Raw genomic sequence first — 18366 nt, forward strand, 5'->3', positions numbered from 1 at the left:
AAAGATCACTGATTATTGCCCGAAGAACCGGGGGAGAACCGCAGAAAACTACTCAGGGCCCCGATCCGCGTATGCAAAAGGTTAATCCGGCAGGCAATCATCTGATTCCCCGCTCCGGTTCCACTGCCCATCATCGCACTTTCGAAACCGCACTCCTTCTTGGCGTAGAGTTCGAATGCGCTGTTCGCTGAGCTGAGCATCGATGTCAAACCGCCCGCACGCTTGTGCTTTTTCTGCCCGGCTCCATAGGGCTGGCCCTCGCGGTCAGACAGCTGCGCAGACAGCTTCTCAAGGATTTCCTCGTATTCGCGCTGGGTTTGGTCCAACTCCTTTTGAAGGCACTGGCGGACCTGAACCCGATTTTCCGCATTCTTGTAGCACTCAGACAATGCCTCTGCTTGGACAGATGCGGACACCAGCATTAAAAATGATGCACTCGCGCAAAATGCACATTTTCCAAACGCCATTTTCTAAATCCTTACATCAAGGAAATTCTTGAGCATCTCCATCCCATGTTCCGTAGCGATGGACTCCGGATGGAACTGAACGCCCTGGATATCGTATTTCTTGTGGCGAACCCCCATGATCTCTCCGTCCGAGGATGTTGCCGTCACCTGAAGGCAGGGAGGAAGCGCATGAGGATCGATCACCAGCGAATGGTATCTTGCAACCGAAATACCCTGCGGCAGCCCTTTGAAAACGCCCTCGTTGGTATGTTGGATGACATCAGTCTTGCCGTGCATCACGCGACCGGCGAGCGAAATTCTTCCCCCGAAGACCTCGCCAATCGCCTGGTGCCCGAGGCACACCCCCAGAATTGGCAGTTTGCCTGCGAAATATTTGATCGCCGATTCCGAGATGCCTGCATTTTTGGGGACGCTGGGACCCGGAGAAATGCACAAATAATCCGGCTTGAGGCGTTCAATTTCTTCAAGCGATGTTTCATCGTTCCTAAATACCCTGACGTCCTGCCCCAGCTTTCCAAAATACTGGACGAGGTTATAGGTAAAGCTGTCGTAATTGTCGATCATGACCAGCATGGCGTTCTCCTAAATTGCCTGTTCCAGCCCGTCTTCAACCATCTCTGCCGCCCTCAAAACGGCCCTAGCCTTGGTTTCAGTTTCCATGTACTCATTTTCCGGAATGGAATCTGCGACTATGCCTGCAGCCGCCTGCGCATACAGCATCTTGTTTTTGATAATGGCTGTGCGAATGGCAATGCACATATCCATGTCCCCGGCATAGGAAAAGTAACCGACGGCTCCGCCGTAAATGCCGCGCCGAACGGGTTCGAGCTCATCGATAATTTCCATGGCCCGGATCTTGGGGGCACCGGTGAGCGTACCGGCGGGAAATGAAGCCTTAAAGACATCAAAATTTGACAGCCCCGGGCGAAGACGTCCTTCGACCTCGCTGACAAGGTGCTGAATGTGGCTGTATTTTTCTACGACAAACTTATCCGGGACATTGACCGAACCAATTTCCGCGATGCGTCCAATATCGTTGCGGGCCAAGTCGATGAGCATCAGATGCTCGGCTTTCTCCTTGGGGTCAGTCTTCAGATCATTTTCAAATTTCTGGTCCTGCTGCGGCGTCAGCCCCCTCCTGCGCGACCCCGCTATGGGGCGAATGTACACTTTCCGAGTGCCATCCGGCTCTCCTTCGCTTCGAACCAGAATTTCAGGAGAAGCGCCAACAATATGGAAGTCGCCAAAATCGTAATAGTACATATAAGGCGAAGGATTCAGAGAACGCAGCGCCCTGTAAAGGGATATCGGCTCATTGGCAAATTTTCTGGCGATCCTTTGCCCGATCTGAACCTGCATTACCTCCCCCTGAGCGATATATTCCTTAGCCTTTTGAACCGCGGCTAGATAATCCTTTTTTGCAAACTCCCGGATTTCCGCCTGGCGCACACCAGGCCCCACATACGGATTTTCAGTCGCCCTGTGCAGTTTCTGCCGGAGTTCCCGCAGACGGTTTACGCCCCTGGAATAAGCTTCTGGCTGATTGGGATCGACATGGATGATCATGTAAATACGGCCGGAGATATTGTCAACCACCGCTATTTCTTCTGTCAGAAGAAGCACGATATCCGGAACACCCAGGTCATCCTTCTTGGGCGCCCCCAGCTTCTTTTCAATCAGACGAACCGTGTCGTAGCCCAGATACCCCACGAGTCCGCCGCTGAATCTCGGGAGACCGGGGCGCGGGGCTACTTTAAAGCGATGGAAGTACTTCTCAATGGCTTCCAGAGGGTTGCCGTCCAGCACTTCGATGACTTTCCCATCCTCAACGACGCGGGCCCTCGAATCCTCTCCGTTGATCCTTACTTCAATTCTCCGGCGGGCCGGCAGACCTATGAATGAGTAGCGCGCAAACCGCTCGCCTCCTGCCACTGATTCCAGCAGAAAGCTGTTGGGCCGGTCAGCCAGTTTTCTGTAAATAGACAAAGGGGTGTCCAGGTCGGCTAGGCACTCCGCAACCAGGGGAATACGGTTGTAGCCTTCTGAGGCCAGGGCTTTGAATTCAGATTCGAGCATAGGGTACTCCTGCTAAATCGTCTGCCCCTGTCCCGGCGAGCCCGGGGCCCGCCTTGGTAAAAAATCAATAAGGAGCAAACAAAAGAAATACGGAAAACAAGGGAATTCCCCGGAAAACACGCAGGGAATTGATACGGCAGAAGCTTAGAGACGCCAAGACCATGCCCCCCGGGTGTGCAGACGGATCGACGCTGCCACCCGGCTGATGCTTTCAAATGAAACCGCAAACATCAACATGATCTAGCCAAAGAAAAGGATGAGAGAGGATCAGCGCTGCATCTGTTTCAACGCTTCACCAATGTTGTCAAATATAGCACTAAAACCATTTTCGGAGGCCCACCTGTCTATGGGTGTTAGAGCAACGCGATAATGTCACGGAAAACTACGGGACTATGTCATGGTCCGGCAACGCGACTCTGTCATAAGCCGGCAATCTGCATGACAGCCCCCGGCAAAGCGATTTTGTCACACAATCACTTCAGAGAGCCTGTTTTTTAGGAGTCGCACATGAAAAACTCGCTTCCTGAAAGAGCCCCGAAGTCCCAGACCGGCACAGAGGAGATTTTCGAACAGGTCGCCTACGGCCTGCTCTCGGTGCCGGAGGCAGCCAAAGCGATGAAGCTGAGCATTCGCCAGTTCTATCGCAGGCTGGCCGCCTGGAAAAGGGGCGAAGCCGCAGATCCGCCCCATGGCAACAAAGGGCGGCCCCCGAGCAACCGCCTGCCAGACGATATTCGTTTAAAAATCATAGAACTGGCAGTTACAAAATATCAGGATTTCCCTCCGACGCTCCTGACTCAGTACCTTGTGAAAAACGAAGGGATCAAAGTGTCGAAGGAAACTGTTCGAAAGATTCTGAGAGAACTCAGCCCTCAGGCCTCAGAGCAGGGGCTCAGAAGAGCCGGTCATTTTCTGAGGCGCAGAAGGTCAAGGTTCGGCGAGCTGGTTCAGATCGACGGCAGCCCGCACAGATGGTTCGGCCCCGGTCAGAAAGAGTGCTCATTAATCGCGTTCATTGACGATGCGACCGGCAGAATCGCCGCTGCCGGGTTCTTTCCCTCGGAGACCGCGGCGGGCTATATGACCGTGCTGCTCCAATACATCAGGGCGCACGGAATCCCCCTTGCGCTATACAGCGATCGGCACGGCACTTTCCGCGCGTTGGCTCAGGGCCGGTCCAAAAATGTAGAGGGCACACAGTTTCAGAGAGTCTGCGACAAGCTTCAGATCGAGCAGATATTCGCTCAGAGCCCGCAGGCAAAAGGCCGGATAGAACGCCTGTTCAAGACGCTGCAGGGGCGCTGGCCGCATGAGTTCAGGGTCATGGGAATCGAAGACATGGCCACCGCCAATCAGCGCATGGACGAACTGATCAGGGATTTCAATCAGCGGTTTGGAATCGACCCAAGAGAACCCCTGAGCGCAAACTGTGCGGTGGCTGAAGAAAGTATGCCCGAGATTGAACGCATATGCGCCTGGTGGCACGAACGCGTTCTGAGCAAATCTCTGAGCGTCTCCTTCGGGGGGTCGATCCTGCAGCTCAAGAATGCGAGCGCTCGGAAGTTTGAGCTGATGGGCAAGAAAGTCAGCGTCATCGAGTACCCGGATGGCCGTGCGCCGGAAATGGTCTACCGGGATGCACGGGGCAAAGAACATCTGCTCTGCTTTGAAGCCCGGAAAAGAAAAACGCTCGAGCGCACGGAATACCTTGAGTCATCGAAGACCATAGACGCATGCCTGGATCGAATCATTGAGAAGGAAGATTTGCGACCCAACGGCTTCGTCATGAAGCTGGAATGCGAAATGGCTGAAGCGAAGCAACGGCAGGCCCAGAGAAAAGAGCGTGACCAAAAGGCCCGTGAACTCGAAGAAAAGCTGAAGCAGCGGAAAAACAGATCTGGCAAATAATGAAATCAACACAGGCTCTCAGAAGATCTTTTTTCCCAACCTGCCCACAGCCCGCACGGGCTTCAGCCCATTTGAGGCGAGCGCCCGACAGAGCGTGGGCAGGGTGTTCTCCATGAAGACGATAAAGGGCCCCAGGGGGCTCTCAATTTCTGTCTTTGGCGGAGAATTTTTGGTGTCATAATCGCTTTGCTAGGGTGTGACATAGTCCCGTTGTGCTGGCATGTGACATTTTCCCTTTGCTCTAACAGCCCACCTGTCTATGGGCACGCCCTCGTTATAGCCGGTTCTGACCAGAACGGACTGCATTCCCGCAGCTCTGGCGGCCAAAGCGTCATTTCGGGAATCGCCGAACATGGCGCATTGCCCCGCAGGAACGCCCAGCCTACGGGAAGCCAAAAGAAGCATGTCCGGTGCGGGTTTCGGGGAGAGCCCGCCGTCAGGAGAGATTCGCAAATTTTCCGGGAAAAACCCTTCCAGTTCTGTTTTTTTAAGAACGTCTCCAATCAGAGCACCAGCCTTGTTTGTCACCAAAGCAAGCGGAATGCCGTCTGCCCGTAAGGCAGCCAGCGACTCTTTTACCGTAGGCATCAGCCGGGTATGCGCGTTTCCGGAAACGGAAAGTGCGTTCACATAGTCCCTTGTGAATTTCTGTATCTCTTCCTCCCCCGCCCCCGGCAGCCTCGCTTGAAGAACCCGCTGAGCTAGATTGACCACTCCTTTCCCGATATAGCGGCCGACCTCCTCCTCGCTCATCGAGGCCAGATGCCATTTCCTGAGAACCTGCTCGATTCCAAAATGCAGATCCGGCAGCGAATCCACCAGAGTTCCATCTAGATCAAACAAAATGGCTTCGATTTTTTCTAAAGACTGCACGCTCACGAACAGCACCTTTTAAATCCCCGATTTACCAATTTCGTCGCGCATGCTCCGCATAGCCTGCCGATAGCCGTCCTTGCCCTTCTGTCCGAATATGGCCGACCCTGCAACAAAAGTATCCGCACCGGCCGCGGCGATGCCGGCAATGTTTGCGACTTTGACGCCTCCGTCGACCTCCAGGCGGATCATGTGCCCTGTCTCACTTTCATGCTGATTCAGGACTTTTCTTGCTGCCTTTATTTTCGAAAGGCAGGAGGGGATAAACTTCTGCCCACCAAAGCCCGGATTGACGCTCATGAGAAGAACCATATCCACTTTATTCAGCACATAGTCCAGACAGGAAAGAGGGGTCGCAGGGTTAAGGGCGAGCCCTGCATGAATTCCAAAGGAGCGGATCAGCTGAAGCGTGCGGTCTATATGCCTGCACGCCTCAGCATGAAAAGTAATCCAATTGGCGCCCGCCTCGGCAAAGGAACCAACCAGCGCATCGACAGGCTCGACCATGAGGTGCACATCGATGTCAACCGAAGTGTAGGGACGGATTGCTTTTAAGACGCAGGGACCGATGGTTAAATTAGGAACAAAATGGTTGTCCATCACATCAAAATGAATCCAGTCAGCTCCTGCTTCCACGACGTCTTTGACTTCCTCCCCCAGCCGGGCGAAATCTGCCGACAGGAGAGAAGGGGCTATGAAAATTTTTTTCATCCGCTTTTCCTTTCGTTAAAGGGTATTGTTATTTTAAAAGACCCCCGAGGTTTTCTTTTGCACCCTTTTCTTGCTTTGTTTATATAAAAGAGACTATCGTGAACTTTCAGCCGCTTCGCTGGATTCCGTCCTTCGTTCTGGCCGGCATCGCCAGCCTCGCACTTTTCGGCTGCCAGAGCGTTCAGCCGCCCTCAGCCCAGCGCAACCGCGTCAGTCACATGCCCCGGTTTGAGCCCGCCTCCTTCTCTGATTTCCAGCAGGTTTCGGCAAAAGACTGGGAAAATGCAAAGAGATCTTTCCAGTCTTCCTGCGCGTTGCCAGGATTCAGACAGTCTTCGCTCTGGGGACAAAGCTGCGCTTCTTTAGAGAATCAGAGCTCTGCGCTGGACTTCTTTTCCAACAGCTTCACAATCTGGAAAATTCTGGATGAAAAACACACGGACGGCGCCTCTTCTTTGTCAGCTACAGGTTTACTCACCGGCTATTACGAACCTGTCCTGAAAGCCTCGCTGAAACGGACGGCTCAGTACTCCTGGCCGGTCCTCTCTACTCCTCCGGACCTGATAGATGTTGACCTAGCCACTTTGTACCCCGAATTGAAAGGAAAAAGAGTCCGGGGAAAACTTTCCGGCCGCAGGCTCATCCCCTATGACGACCGGCATTCCATTGACGAGCGAAGAGATCTTTACCCATATGCGATCGCCTGGCTGTCAGATCCGATTGACCAGCTTTTTCTGCAGATTCAGGGATCCGGCCAGCTTCAGATTCCTGGGAGAGGGGTTATCCGAGTCACTTACGCTGACCAAAACGGCCATCCATACAAAGCCGTGGCGCAATGGCTCATCAGGAAGGGATACATCACTCCCAAAGAGGCATCCATGCAGGCCATCAGGGCCTGGGCCAAGAACAATCCAGGAGAAATCCGCAGCCTGCTTGATTACAACCCCAGCTATGTATTTTTCAGGCAGGACTTAACCGCCCGGCCTGGCCAAGGGCCCCGCGGAGCACAGGGCGTCCCGCTGACACCCCTGGCCTCCGTCGCGGTCGACCGCAGCATATGGAAATATGGGAGTCCGTTCATTCTTCAAGTGAGCCAGAGTTCTCCGGACATTCACTTTGTAAGGCCGGTCATAGCCCAGGATACTGGAGGAGCCATCAGAGGCATTCTCCGCTTCGATTATTTCTGGGGCTCAGGCGACAAGGCGGGGGACATGGCCGGAAGGCAAAAAAGCCAAGTCTCCGCTTGGATTCTGGTTCCCCGTGGCCACCGGCCGGAAGAGCTTCTCCGGCCCTGAGCCGGGACGGCCCAGATATAAACTCCAGAGATGGGCGCCCCTTGGCAGCACTTTTTCATAGCAAATCAGACACCCACGCTCTGCGGAACTGGGCCGCCAGTCCGTCTTTGAAGCTGTCAACCTACTTAGTTTTTTGAGGAATCGGGGATTGGCATTCAAGAAATCGCACTAGAGGCTCAAATAAAATTGGATTTTTATGAAAAACTGTGCTAGGATATTATCCTCTCGCGTGGTCAGGTAGCTCAGTCGGTAGAGCAACGGACTGAAAATCCGTGTGTCGACGGTTCGATTCCGCCCCTGACCACCACCTATGCAAAAGAGCGCCATGCGATTCAATCGCTTGGCGCTTTTTTTTTGGCTTAATTAACTTAGCCTGATGAATTTAATTGTTTTCAAGCCTATTTCTCACTCATGCCGTCCTTCCTGTCTGGCATCCTTCGAAAGCAACTTAGGAACCTGACGCAGTTCTCCTAAAGTAACCCGATCGTATCCTCCGAGATCCTTTAAAGTTCTTACGTCCGAGAACCCCGCCTCGGAAAACAGCCTCCGGCAGGGAGCGCCCTGATCAAAGCCATGCTCTACGGCCAGCCAACCGCATGAGGAAAGAAATCTCGGAGCCTTGTGAATGATCTCCGTCAGGTCATCCATCCCCTTCGGTCCGCTTACAAGCGCACCTTTCGGTTCATAGCTGAGATCTGCCAAATAAGGGCTTGCTTCCGCAACATACGGCGGGTTTGAAACAATAAGCTCAAAGCGGCTCCCTTCAGGGATTTGGTCAAACCACCGGCTCTTGAAAAAAAGAACGTCTGTTCCTGCGGCGTTGCCTGCGGCCACCCGCAGGGCAGGCTCGGAAATGTCGCAGCCCGTCACCCGGGCCGAAGGATTTTCCCTCGCAATGGTCACGGCTATGCAACCGCTCCCGGTCCCCAAATCCAGCACTCGGGGCGATTTGAACGGCTCCAGGATATGAAGTGCTGTTTCCACCAGCAGCTCCGTATCGGGCCGGGGGATCAGAACATCGGGCGTGACTTTAAAAGCCCTGCCAAAAAACTCCTGCTCTCCCGCGATATAGGCGTAAGGCTCGCCTTTAAGCCTTCGTTGAACTACCAGCCGGTAGGCCTGCTCCTGCGAAGCGGAAAGTTCCATCTCCGGGTGAGCAATTAATTTTTCAACGGGCACGCCGAGGACATAGGCGAGGAGTAACCGGGCCTCAAAGCGGCCTAGCCTGGAGCCAGCTTCCTGAAGAAGGCAGCCTGCCTGCATAGTGTCCGGCCCTTAGCTCTGGCGCCCGGCCATCTCGGAGAGCAGCTTGGCCTGATGTTCCGTAATCAGAGCCGAAATAATCTCATCCAAATCGCCGTCCATGATCTGATCGAGCTTATACAGCGTCAAGTTAATCCGGTGATCCGTAACTCGTCCCTGCGGGAAGTTATAAGTTCTGATCCTTTCAGAACGATCCCCGGACCCTATCAGGCTCTTGCGTTCTGAGGCTTCCGCCTCCTGCTGTTCTGCCACTTTTTTAGCGTAAAGCCGAGCGGCGAGCACCTGCATCGCCCGCTCCTTGTTCTGCCTCTGGCTTCGCTCGTCCTGACATTCCACGACCAAGCCGGTGGGAAGGTGGGTTATGCGGACCGCAGAGTCAGTTTTCTGCACATGCTGGCCACCCGCCCCCGAAGCCCGGTACACATCGATTCTCAGCTCCGAGGGATCTATTTTTACAGCCTCCACCTCGTCGAGCTCCGGCAGCACGGCGACTGTGCACGCAGAGGTGTGGATCCGTCCCTGGGACTCCGTCACAGGCACTCGCTGCACCCGGTGGCCGCCGGATTCAAATTTGAGCTTCGAGTAGGCTCCCCTGCCAATAACGCGGACAATGACCTCCTTGTAGCCTCCCAGATCGCTTTCATTCTTAGAGACTATTTCAGTTTTCCAGCCCTGTCGCTCGGCGTAACGCAGATACATGCGAAGAAGATCACCTGCAAAAAGAGCCGACTCATCCCCGCCGGTGCCTGCCCGGATTTCCAAGAAAATATTCCGATGGTCGTTGGGATCGGTCGGAAGAAGCAGCACTTTCAACTCGCTTTCCAATTCCGCCAGCCGCTTCTTGCCTGCGAGAAGCTCTTCCTGAGCCAGAGCCTTCATATCCGGGTCGGACAGCATCTCCTCGCAGTCGGAAACCTGCTGCTCCACTTTCTGGTACTCGCGCGCTTTCTGCGCCACAGGCTCGATTTCCGCCCTTTCCTGGGAGAGCGCACGATACTTGTCTATGTCGCTGCAGACTTCGGGAGACGACAGCATCGCGTCTATCTCTTCCAGCCTCCTGTCCAGAGCCCTCAGCCTGGCTCGCATTGATTCGTTCATCATGAGGAGTCTTACCGTCAAAAAAGAGGTTGGGATTTAAATCCCCAAAACTCAGGAAGCGCCGTTTTCGGACCTGGGCAGATAGAACTCCCGGAGAATTCCTGCCGCCTTGGCTCGCTCCGCCGGCGGCAGCCCGCCCCCGTCGCGCAAAAGCACAGTGGGGGAATGCAGGAACTTTCGCGTCAGCGCCCTGGAGAGCTCCTCCAGCACAGTTTCAGCTTCCACCCCGGCGGCCAGTCTTTGACGAGCCTTCTGCAGTGCTTCCTGACGAAGCTGCTCTCCCCTGCCGCGCAGAGCGCGGATTTCAGGGACGGCCTCACGCGTGGCAAGCCAGGCCTCAAAATCCCTGACACGCATTTCAATAATGGCCTCCGCCTGCGAAACCGCCACGCGGCGGCTCTCCTTGCCGTAGGCCACGACTTTTCCCAGATCATCGACCGTATAGAGGTAGACATCCTCCAGATTCGAGACCTCCGGCTCCACATCACGGGGAACAGCCAGATCGATGATCAGAATCGGGCGGTGCCTGCGCTGGGCGACAGCGCGCTGGATCATACCCAGGCCGATAATCGGCAGGGCCGATGCTGTGCAGGTGACGATGATGTCAAAATCCGAGATGATGTCAGGCAGGGACTTGAGCTCAGCCGCCTCGGCCTGAAAGCGCCGCGCAAGCGCTGCGCCTCGGTCAAGGGTGCGGTTGGCAATCACAACTCTGGCGGGATGCTGCGCACAGAAATGAGCGGCGCACAGCTCAATCATCTCTCCAGCACCGACAAACAGAATCTTTTCCTTGGAAAGATCGCCAAACAGCTGGGAGGCCATCCGGACTCCGGCCGCGGCGAGTGAAACCGAGTTGGAACCAATGGCGGTCGCAGTGCGCACTTCCTTAGCAGCTGCAAAGGTGCAGTCAAACAAATGTCCCAGCATCAGGCCGATCGCCTTCGCCTGCCTTGCCTCCCTCCAGGCTTTTTTGATCTGGCCGACAATCTGAGTCTCGCCAAGCACCATGGAGTCAAGTCCGCTCGCGACCCTGAAGGCGTGTCTTGCCACATCGGCCTGCCGAAACTGATAAGTGTGGGGAAGGAGTTCCCGAAGGCTGAGTCCCTTCATATCCGCAACAAAGGGAACCAGCTTTTGGGCAGCCAGGGATGCGTCCTCAGCCGAAAAGAAAAATTCTGTTCGGTTGCAGGTCGAAAGAATCATCGCCTCCTTTACGGCGCCTTCAATTTTCGGAGCGAACGCATCCAGCACGGCTGGAAGCGCCTGCGCTATTTCCTCCGATGTAAAGGAGACGGACTCCCGAACAGCGAGCGGGGCTGTTTTATGGTTTAAACCTATGGCTAAGAGTTGCATTGCAGAATTTTCCCAGGCTCTTGCTAAAGAGCCCGGGGAGGGTCATATATCTTCTTTATTCAGGGCCAAGCGGCTTTTTCTTCTGTTAAGAAAAGCAGACCACGATTATATGATCCTTTCCAAATGCCTCCGTGCCCATGCGAGCTAGTGGCTTTTATACACCTCTTTTCTGATTTTACTATTATAAATGAGAGATTCTTAAAATCTAAATCAAAAACAATAAATTACCTCTCATCAGTCTTCCAGGAAGGACTCTCCCATCAAATACTTGTCCACGGCTTTCGCAGCATGGCGACCTTCCGCAATCGCCCTGACCACCAGGCTCTGCCCCCTTCGCATGTCTCCGGCCACGAAGACCTTGGGCACATTCGTCTGATAAGCCGAGGCCCCGGCAGCGGCAGCGCGTGCGTTTCCCCTGAGATCCTTCTCCACTCCGAAAGCGTCCAGCACTTCTGCGCTCGGATGCACGAATCCCATGGCTAGAAACGCAGCCTGGACGGGGATTTCCACTTCGGTGCCAGGCTTCTCCTTGAACACCCGGCGCCCCGTCACCGCATCATGCGACCACTCGAGCTGAACCGCCTTGACCGCGCGGAGATGGCCTTTTTTATCGCCCAGGAATTCCTTGGTGCCGAAACACCAGCGGCGCTCGCATCCCTCCTCATGGAAAGCCGAGGTCCGAAGAATCCTCGGCCAATCCGGCCAGACCGCAAACCGATCCGCTTTTTCAGGCGGCTCGGGATTGATTTCAACCTGCATGACGGAACGGGCGCCCTGCCTGTGCGCAGTGCCCACCACGTCGGCCCCGGTGTCACCGCCGCCGATGACGATGACATCCTGATCCTTAACGCTGATTTTTGACTTTCCTTCTCCTGAGACCTCCCGGTTGCAGGCCTGCAGAAGCTCCAGAGCAAAATGCACTCCCTGAAGCTTGCGGCCCGGAACATCGAGATCGCGTGGCACCTCGGACCCGCCGCAAAGGACGACCGCGTCATAGGCATTAATAAGATCTGATGCCGCTATTTTCTTCTTGGCCTTGGAGCCAACGCCCGGAGAAAAACGGTCGGATCCCACCGCAGTGGAGACCACAAACTTCACGCCTTCTGCCTTCATCTGTTCGAGTCTGCGGTCCAGCACCGACTTGGAAAGCTTGAAATCCGGGATTCCAAACCTGAGGAGCCCGCCCGGGCGTTCGTTTTTTTCGTAAACGGTCACATCGTGCCCGGCTCTCGCCAGCTGCTGGGCGCAGGCGAGGCCGGAAGGCCCTGATCCGACGACAGCCACTTTTTTGCCGCTTTTCTCTCTGGGAATCAGGGGCACAACCCAGCCCTCTTTCCATGCGCGCTCCACAATGGCATTCTCAATGGCCTGGATGGTCACGCTGGAATCTTTTGCGAACCCCAGGGAGCAGGACCCCTCGCACAAAGCCGGACAGACCCGGCTGGTGAATTCTGGGAAATTATTGGTGCTCGCCAGGCAGAGCCAGGCCTGCTTCCAGTCGCCGCGCCTGACATCGTCATTGAACTCGGGAGCCAGGTTGTGAACAGGGCAGGCCTGCGCACAGAAAGGCGTGCCGCACTCCATGCAGCGTTCGGCCTGCTCGATGGCTTTTTGCGGGGACAGCGTATGCCGGAACTCGCTCCAGCGCACAATCCGCTTCTCGACAGGATCCTCGGCCCGCTCTTCTCTCGCTATTTCCATAAAGCCGCGATTATTTATCATTTTTAAGGCTCCTTTCAGTGGATGAGGCCGGCTTGAAGCACTTTGCGGTACTCAAGGGGGAATATCTTGACGAATCTCGCCCTAGAAACCTGCCAGTTGTCCAGAAGCTCCTTGGCCCTTGCGCTGCCCGTATATCTGTAGTGGCTGGCGATCAGCTCGTGGAGAAGCTCCTCGTCCGTGCGGCCCTGGTGCCACAGGGCGCGGCTTTCATTTCTCTCCTGCTCGGCCGAGGAGGGCACGCGCTCGAGCATGACCGAGGCCGAATTGCAGCGTCTTTCGAAGTCCCCCTTGTCGTCGTAGACGTATGCGATTCCTCCGCTCATGCCCGCAGCGAAATTCCTACCTGTTTCCCCGAGCACGACTACCGTCCCGCCGGTCATGTATTCACATCCGTGGTCCCCGCAGCCCTCGACCACCGCCGAGGCACCGGAAAGCCTGACTGCGAAACGCTCGCCAACCACGCCGTTGAAGTACGCTTCGCCGGAGGTCGCGCCATAAAGCGTCGTGTTGCCCGCAATGACGTTTTCCGCACCGCGGCCGTGAAATTCGTCTGTACACTCCACGATGATTCTTCCCCCGCACAGCCCCTTGCCCACGTAGTCGTTGGCCTCGCCCTTCAGGTCGAGAGTAATGCCGGGAACAAGGAAAGCCCCCAGGCTCTGCCCCGCGCTGCCGTGCAGTTCAACATGGATAGTGTCATCGGGCAGTCCCTCCTTCCCGTACCTGAGAGCGACCTGGCTTGACAGCAGGGTGCCGCAGGTGCGGTTGACATTGTGGACATTGAGGGACATGCGCACCTTCTCGCCTTTTTCCAGGGCCGGCTTCGCAAGACGTATCAGCTCCCAGTCGAGACTCTTCTCCAGCCCGTGGTTCTGGACGGTGCTGTTGCGCCGCTCCTTCGGACTGGAAACCTCAGGCTCATAGAGCACTCTCGAGCAGTCGATCTTCGAGGCCTTGCCGCCCGCATCTGCGCGCTGCACCAGACAGTCTGCGCGTCCGATCATATCGTCGAAACGGCGGAAGCCGAGCGAGGCCATCAGCTCGCGCACCTCTTCGGCCACGAAGTGGAAATAATTCACCAGGTGCTCGGGCTTTCCGTGGAAGAGCGCGCGCAGTTCCGGATCCTGAGTTGCTATGCCGGCCGGGCAGGTGTTCAGGTGGCATTTGCGCATCATCATGCAGCCCAGAACCACCAGTGGGGCCGTGGCGAACCCGAATTCATCGGCGCCTAGCAGCGCTCCTATAACAACATCGCGGCCAGTCTTGATCTGCCCGTCAACCTGAATGCGGACACGGCTGCGCAGGCGATTCACCACCAGCGTCTGCTGCGTCTCGGACAGGCCGATCTCCCAGGGAGTCCCAGCGTGCTTGACTGAAGACAGGGGACTGGCGCCTGTGCCGCCGTCATGTCCGGAAATCACGATGTGGTCCGCTTTGGCCTTGGCTACACCGGCGGCGATGGTCCCCACGCCAGATTCGCTGACCAGCTTCACGGAGATGGAGGCCTTCGGGTTGGCGTTCTTCAGGTCGTGGATAAGCTGGGCCAGATCCTCGATGGAGTAAATGTCATGGTGCGGAGGCGGCGAAATAAGGCCGACGCCCGGCACCGAGTAGCGGAGCTTTGCAATATAGGGGCTCACTTTTTTGCCGGGGAGATGCCCGCCTTCGCCCGGCTTGGCCCCCTGGGCCATCTTGATCTGGATCTGGTCTGCTGACAGCAGGTACGTCTCCGTCACGCCAAACCGGGCCGAGGCCACCTGCTTGATCCGGGAGCGCAGGGAGTCTCCCTTTTTCAGATCAAGCCGTCCGGCAACGACGTCCTTGCCCAGGATATCGGCCAGCGTCATGCCGTCTTCGATGCCCGAGCTGCCCGTGCGCAGTTCCCTCTCGTAGCGCTTTTCATCCTCGCCGCCTTCACCAGTGTTGCTTTTCCCGCCGATGCGGTTCATGGCAACGGCGAGAGCCGCGTGCGCCTCCGCGGAGATAGAGCCCAGAGACATGGCCCCGGTTGCAAAACGCTTGACGATTTCATCCGCACTTTCCACCTCCGAGAGCGGCACGGCCGCCTCCGGCTTCAGCTTAAAGTCAAAAAGCCCGCGAATCGTCATGTGCCTTTTGCTCTGATCGTTGATGATCTGGGCGTATTCACGGTACCGGCCGTAATCGTTGAAGCGGGCGGCTCTCTGCAGGGCGCCGATGGCCTGGGGCGTCCACATGTGCTCCTCGCCCCTCGGCCTCCAGGCGTACTCTCCCCCGTCATCGAGCTGGAGGTTCATCGAAGGCGCCCGATGGAACGCCTCGTGATGCATGTTCACAGCCTCCTGCATGACATCGAAAAGGCCCAGACCGCCGATCGAGGAACGGGTTCCCTTGAAATACCGGTCCATCAGCTCCTGGGACAGCCCGATCGCCTCAAAGATCTGCGCGCCTCGATAACTCATGTAAGTGGAGATGCCCATTTTGGCCATGATTTTCGTCAGTCCCTGGTCAAGGGCATAAATGTAGTTCTCCACCGCTTTTTCACCGGTCAGGCCACCATGCGCGGAGCCGTCTCCGTAATAATCACGAAGCGTTTCAATAGCCAGGTACGGATGAACGGCTTCGGCTCCGAAACCGGCCAGGAGAGCGAAATGGTGCGTTTCTCTGGCACTTCCGGTTTCGACCACAATGCCCGTCTGAGTACGCAGCCCCGCCTTGATCAGGTGCTGGTGCAACGCGCTGGTGGCCAGCAGCGCGGGCACTGCCACCATCTTCTCATCAACTCCGCGGTCCGAGACGATGAGAATGTTAAAGCCGCTGCGGACGGCGTCCACGGCCTTCGCGCACAGGCTGGCAAGATGGGCCTCCACCCCGGCCGCGCCCCACTCCACCGGATAGCACAGCGACAGGCGGCAGGAACGGAACTTTCCGGCCGTGTATCTGGAAATTTGATTGATCTTCTCCATCTCCCCGTCGTTGAGAATCGGCTGGTTCACCACCAGGCGGCGCGGCGGATTCACGTTATTGATGTCGAGAAGATCGGGCTTGGGTCCGATGAAGCTGATCAGGGAAGTCACCATCTCTTCCCGAATCGGGTCGATCGGCGGATTGGTCACCTGAGCGAAAAGCTGCTTGAAGTACTGGTAAAAGGACTGGCTGCGCGACGACAGCACCGGCAGTGAAGTATCGTCGCCCATCGATCCCAGGGGCTCCTTGCGCTCCTCGGCCATGGGACACATCAGAACCTTCAGGTCTTCGGCAGTGTAGCCGAACGCCTGCTGCTCGCGGACAAGGGGAATCTTGCGCAGGTGCGGTAGCTTTTTCGGCTCCTCAATGGCCGACAGCTTGATGTTGATTTTCTGGGTCCACTCCTCGTAGGGATGCGCACCCGCGAGCTGTTTTTTGACTTCCTCGTCGCTGATGATCCTTCCAAGCCCGGTGTCAATCAGGAGCATCTTGCCCGGATGCAGCTTCTGCTTGCTCCGAATCCTTGAGTCCGGCACCGGGATGACTCCCGCCTCGGAGGCGAGGATGACGTAGTCGTCGTCGGTCTCCACATAACGGGCCGGCCTCAGGCCATTGCGGTCGAGAGTCGCGCCAATTCTCACTCCGTCGGTGAAGGCGATGACGGCCGGTCCGTCCCAGGGCTCCATGATGGCGGCGTTGTACTCGTAGAGGGCCCGCTTTTCGGGCTCCATGTCCTTTTCCGCTCTTTCCCAGGCCTCAGGGATCAGCATCATCACGGCATGCGGCAGAGAGTAGCCGCACATCACCAGCAGCTCCAGCGCGTTGTCGAGGCAGGCCGTGTCGCTCTGTCCTTCATAAATCAGCGGCGAGAGTTTTTTTAAGTCCTCGTCCGAGAGAACGGCGCTCTTCATCCCTTCTCGGGCCCTGATCCAGTTGAAGTTGCCCTTGACCGTGTTGATCTCGCCGTTGTGGGCGATGTAACGGTAGGGATGGGCGAGCTCCCAGCTCGGGAAAGTGTTGGTCGAAAACCTCTGGTGGACCAGCGCGATGGCGCTCTTGCACAGAGGATTGGCGAGATCCCGGTAGTAAACCCCCACCTGATCGGCCAGCAGCAGCCCCTTGTAAACCACGGTTCTCGTGCTCATGGACGGCACAAAATACTCGTGCCCGTGCGTGAGCTTGAGCGCCTGGATTTTGTGGCTCGCGCTTTTGCGAATGACATAAAGGCGCCGCTCGAGAGCCTCCTGCACCATCACGTCCGGGCCTCGGCCGATGAAAATCTGACGGATGACAGGCTCGCTCGCCTTCACCGTCGGGGAGGTCGGCATCTCGTGGTCGACCGGCACCTCGCGCCACCCGATGACCACCTGGCCCTCGGCACGCACGGCCCGCTCAAGCTCTTCTTCGCAGGCTCGGCGGCTGGCCGGCTCCCTGGGCAGGAAAATCATGCCGACCCCGTACTCTCCCGGCGGAGGCAGAGTGATGCCCAGCTGTCCGAATTCCGCCCTGAAAAGTTCATCGGGGATCTGAATCATGATGCCGGCGCCGTCCCCGCACAGGGGATCGGCCCCGACGGCCCCGCGGTGATCCAGGTTGTGCAGGATCTTCAGCCCCTGTTCGATCGTGCGGTGCGTCGCAACTCCCTTGATGCTTGCGACAAAGCCCACGCCGCAGGAGTCATGTTCATATGCCGGGGAATAAAGCCCCTTTTCTGCAGCCACGCGGGCCGCCTCTGCCTTTTTCATCGTTGTCTCCCTGCGCTGTTTTCGAACACCAAGGGCGTTCCGCGCTGATGGAATTCATTTTTGCCGCAGAGGCAGGGGATTCGCAACGACGTCGCCCCCTTGATATGTCCCTAATTTAAAATAATTGTGAAATAACTTGCTCTATAATAAGGGACATATCATATTTGTCGTAGAGACACCATCTTACCGCCGAGGCCTCCGCGGCCGGCCCGGCTTCCTGCCGGTCGGAACCCTGTCGCGAGGAACACCGCTCGAATCCATCCATTCCTTCGTACCAAAGGGGCGGCCCAGGCGGGTGGCGCAGCGCAGCTCGTCCAGCCATCTGCCGGACTCCGCCTTCATAAGAAAGTCCTGATATCTAGCCTGACGGTCGAACGGCGTGTTGCCCAAATCCCACCAGGATCTCGGAGTTTCGACATCAATCGCACCGGGAGTTCCCATCACACGGGCCGAGCAGCTCGACCAGCGGTAGTCCCACGGCCGTTCGCATATGCCCTGAAAGCAGGCCAGAGCGTCTACAAACCTCATCGCCCTCAGCTCCCAAGACGAGTCAATGGGACAGCTGTAATACCTGCCGGTCCACGGAGACCCGGTCAGGCGGTGCCGCTGGTTGTACTGCGGGACCCAGCGGCGGCCAAGGCCCTGCATCAGCAGGGCGAGAGCGCCTTTTTCGCGGGGCCGGACCAGCAGGTGCACGGAATCCGGCAGCAGGGACCATGAGAGAAGACTGACTTCCCGTTCTCTTGCTTCTTCCGAGAGCGCATGGAGCAGCATCACACAGTCGGCCTCGTCGAAAAAAACCGTCTGCCGCCCCCTGAGAGCTACATGATGGATTTCGCCCACCAGCTCTAAACGCGCCATTCTTGCCATGGAGGCCTCGGAAATAAAAAAACACCGAGGCGCCGCCCC

General features: G+C 56.7%; 13 protein-coding genes and 1 tRNA gene. 3 read left to right on the forward strand and 11 right to left on the reverse strand.

The genetic code is table 11. From position 1 onward, the window contains the following. Positions 1-5 precede the first annotated feature (5 nt). The 3 genes from MUN46_RS01805 to trpE are packed head-to-tail and all read right to left on the reverse strand — an operon-like array spanning position 6 to position 2543. Positions 6-467, reverse strand: a complete 462-nt coding sequence (locus MUN46_RS01805) for a lysozyme inhibitor LprI family protein (protein WP_237978716.1) — start codon at positions 465-467, stop codon at positions 6-8. Positions 468-470: 3 nt separating this feature from the next. Next, the gene (locus tag MUN46_RS01810) at positions 471-1040 is read right to left on the reverse strand and encodes an anthranilate synthase component II (protein WP_243375990.1); all 570 of its coding nucleotides are present in this window, start codon (positions 1038-1040) and stop codon (positions 471-473) included. A 9-nt stretch (positions 1041-1049) separates the two neighbouring features. Next, positions 1050-2543, reverse strand: a complete 1494-nt coding sequence (gene trpE, locus MUN46_RS01815; protein ID WP_243375991.1) for an anthranilate synthase component I — start codon at positions 2541-2543, stop codon at positions 1050-1052. 507 nt (positions 2544-3050) lie between these two features. Between trpE and MUN46_RS01820 the strand changes: the two genes are divergently transcribed. After that, positions 3051-4451, forward strand: a complete 1401-nt coding sequence (locus tag MUN46_RS01820; RefSeq protein ID WP_285230533.1) for an ISNCY family transposase — start codon at positions 3051-3053, stop codon at positions 4449-4451. Positions 4452-4640: 189 nt separating this feature from the next. Here MUN46_RS01820 and MUN46_RS01825 read toward each other — a convergent pair whose 3' ends face one another. Next, a complete protein-coding gene (locus tag MUN46_RS01825) occupies positions 4641-5339 on the reverse strand; it encodes an HAD-IA family hydrolase (protein ID WP_285230534.1) in 699 nt (232 codons plus the stop codon). A gap of 3 nt (positions 5340-5342) precedes the next feature. After that, a complete protein-coding gene (gene rpe, locus MUN46_RS01830) occupies positions 5343-6035 on the reverse strand; it encodes a ribulose-phosphate 3-epimerase (RefSeq protein ID WP_243375993.1) in 693 nt (230 codons plus the stop codon). 98 nt (positions 6036-6133) lie between these two features. On the opposite strand from rpe, the gene mltA reads away from it, so the two are divergent. Both mltA and MUN46_RS01840 read left to right on the forward strand, forming a co-directional pair. Then, on the forward strand, positions 6134-7330 hold the full coding sequence (mltA, locus tag MUN46_RS01835; protein ID WP_243375994.1) for a murein transglycosylase A: 1197 nt from the start codon (positions 6134-6136) through the stop codon (positions 7328-7330). Positions 7331-7561: 231 nt separating this feature from the next. After that, positions 7562-7637, forward strand: a tRNA-Phe gene (locus MUN46_RS01840). Positions 7638-7735: 98 nt separating this feature from the next. On the opposite strand, the gene prmC is transcribed toward MUN46_RS01840, so the two are convergent. The 6 genes from prmC to MUN46_RS01870 form a co-directional block, all read right to left on the reverse strand. After that, positions 7736-8593 (reverse strand): peptide chain release factor N(5)-glutamine methyltransferase, encoded by an 858-nt coding sequence (gene prmC / locus MUN46_RS01845; RefSeq protein ID WP_243375995.1) that lies wholly within the window; start codon positions 8591-8593, stop codon positions 7736-7738. A 12-nt stretch (positions 8594-8605) separates the two neighbouring features. Further along, a complete protein-coding gene (gene prfA / locus MUN46_RS01850) occupies positions 8606-9691 on the reverse strand; it encodes a peptide chain release factor 1 (protein WP_243376098.1) in 1086 nt (361 codons plus the stop codon). A 51-nt stretch (positions 9692-9742) separates the two neighbouring features. Beyond that, positions 9743-11044, reverse strand: a complete 1302-nt coding sequence (hemA, locus tag MUN46_RS01855; RefSeq protein WP_243375996.1) for a glutamyl-tRNA reductase — start codon at positions 11042-11044, stop codon at positions 9743-9745. Between the two features lie 234 nt (positions 11045-11278). After that, a complete protein-coding gene (locus tag MUN46_RS01860) occupies positions 11279-12766 on the reverse strand; it encodes a glutamate synthase subunit beta (protein WP_243375997.1) in 1488 nt (495 codons plus the stop codon). A gap of 14 nt (positions 12767-12780) precedes the next feature. Next, positions 12781-17457, reverse strand: coding sequence for a glutamate synthase-related protein (locus tag MUN46_RS01865; RefSeq protein ID WP_243375998.1), 4677 nt, complete (start codon positions 17455-17457; stop codon positions 12781-12783). A gap of 183 nt (positions 17458-17640) precedes the next feature. Then, positions 17641-18327: a transposase gene (locus tag MUN46_RS01870; protein ID WP_285230535.1), complete on the reverse strand. Its 687-nt coding sequence runs from the start codon at positions 18325-18327 to the stop codon at positions 17641-17643. Between the last annotated feature and the right edge of the window lie 39 nt (positions 18328-18366).

This window comes from Mesosutterella faecium (assembly GCF_022809315.2).
Lineage (GTDB): Bacteria > Pseudomonadota > Gammaproteobacteria > Burkholderiales > Burkholderiaceae_F > Mesosutterella > Mesosutterella faecium.

What these genes read in the sequence shown, in the direction of transcription:
- prfA (WP_243376098.1), bottom strand. Translation starts at nt 9,691, where the DNA reads ATGAACGAATCAATGCGAGCCAGGCTGAGGGCTCTGGACAGGAGGCTG.
- MUN46_RS01820 (WP_285230533.1), top strand. Translation starts at nt 3,051, where the DNA reads ATGAAAAACTCGCTTCCTGAAAGAGCCCCGAAGTCCCAGACCGGCACA.
- MUN46_RS01805 (WP_237978716.1), bottom strand. Translation starts at nt 467, where the DNA reads ATGGCGTTTGGAAAATGTGCATTTTGCGCGAGTGCATCATTTTTAATG.
- trpE (WP_243375991.1), bottom strand. Translation starts at nt 2,543, where the DNA reads ATGCTCGAATCTGAATTCAAAGCCCTGGCCTCAGAAGGCTACAACCGT.
- rpe (WP_243375993.1), bottom strand. Translation starts at nt 6,035, where the DNA reads ATGAAAAAAATTTTCATAGCCCCTTCTCTCCTGTCGGCAGATTTCGCC.
- MUN46_RS01870 (WP_285230535.1), bottom strand. Translation starts at nt 18,327, where the DNA reads ATGGCAAGAATGGCGCGTTTAGAGCTGGTGGGCGAAATCCATCATGTA.
- prmC (WP_243375995.1), bottom strand. Translation starts at nt 8,593, where the DNA reads ATGCAGGCAGGCTGCCTTCTTCAGGAAGCTGGCTCCAGGCTAGGCCGC.
- hemA (WP_243375996.1), bottom strand. Translation starts at nt 11,044, where the DNA reads ATGCAACTCTTAGCCATAGGTTTAAACCATAAAACAGCCCCGCTCGCT.
- MUN46_RS01860 (WP_243375997.1), bottom strand. Translation starts at nt 12,766, where the DNA reads ATGATAAATAATCGCGGCTTTATGGAAATAGCGAGAGAAGAGCGGGCC.
- MUN46_RS01865 (WP_243375998.1), bottom strand. Translation starts at nt 17,457, where the DNA reads ATGAAAAAGGCAGAGGCGGCCCGCGTGGCTGCAGAAAAGGGGCTTTAT.
- MUN46_RS01810 (WP_243375990.1), bottom strand. Translation starts at nt 1,040, where the DNA reads ATGCTGGTCATGATCGACAATTACGACAGCTTTACCTATAACCTCGTC.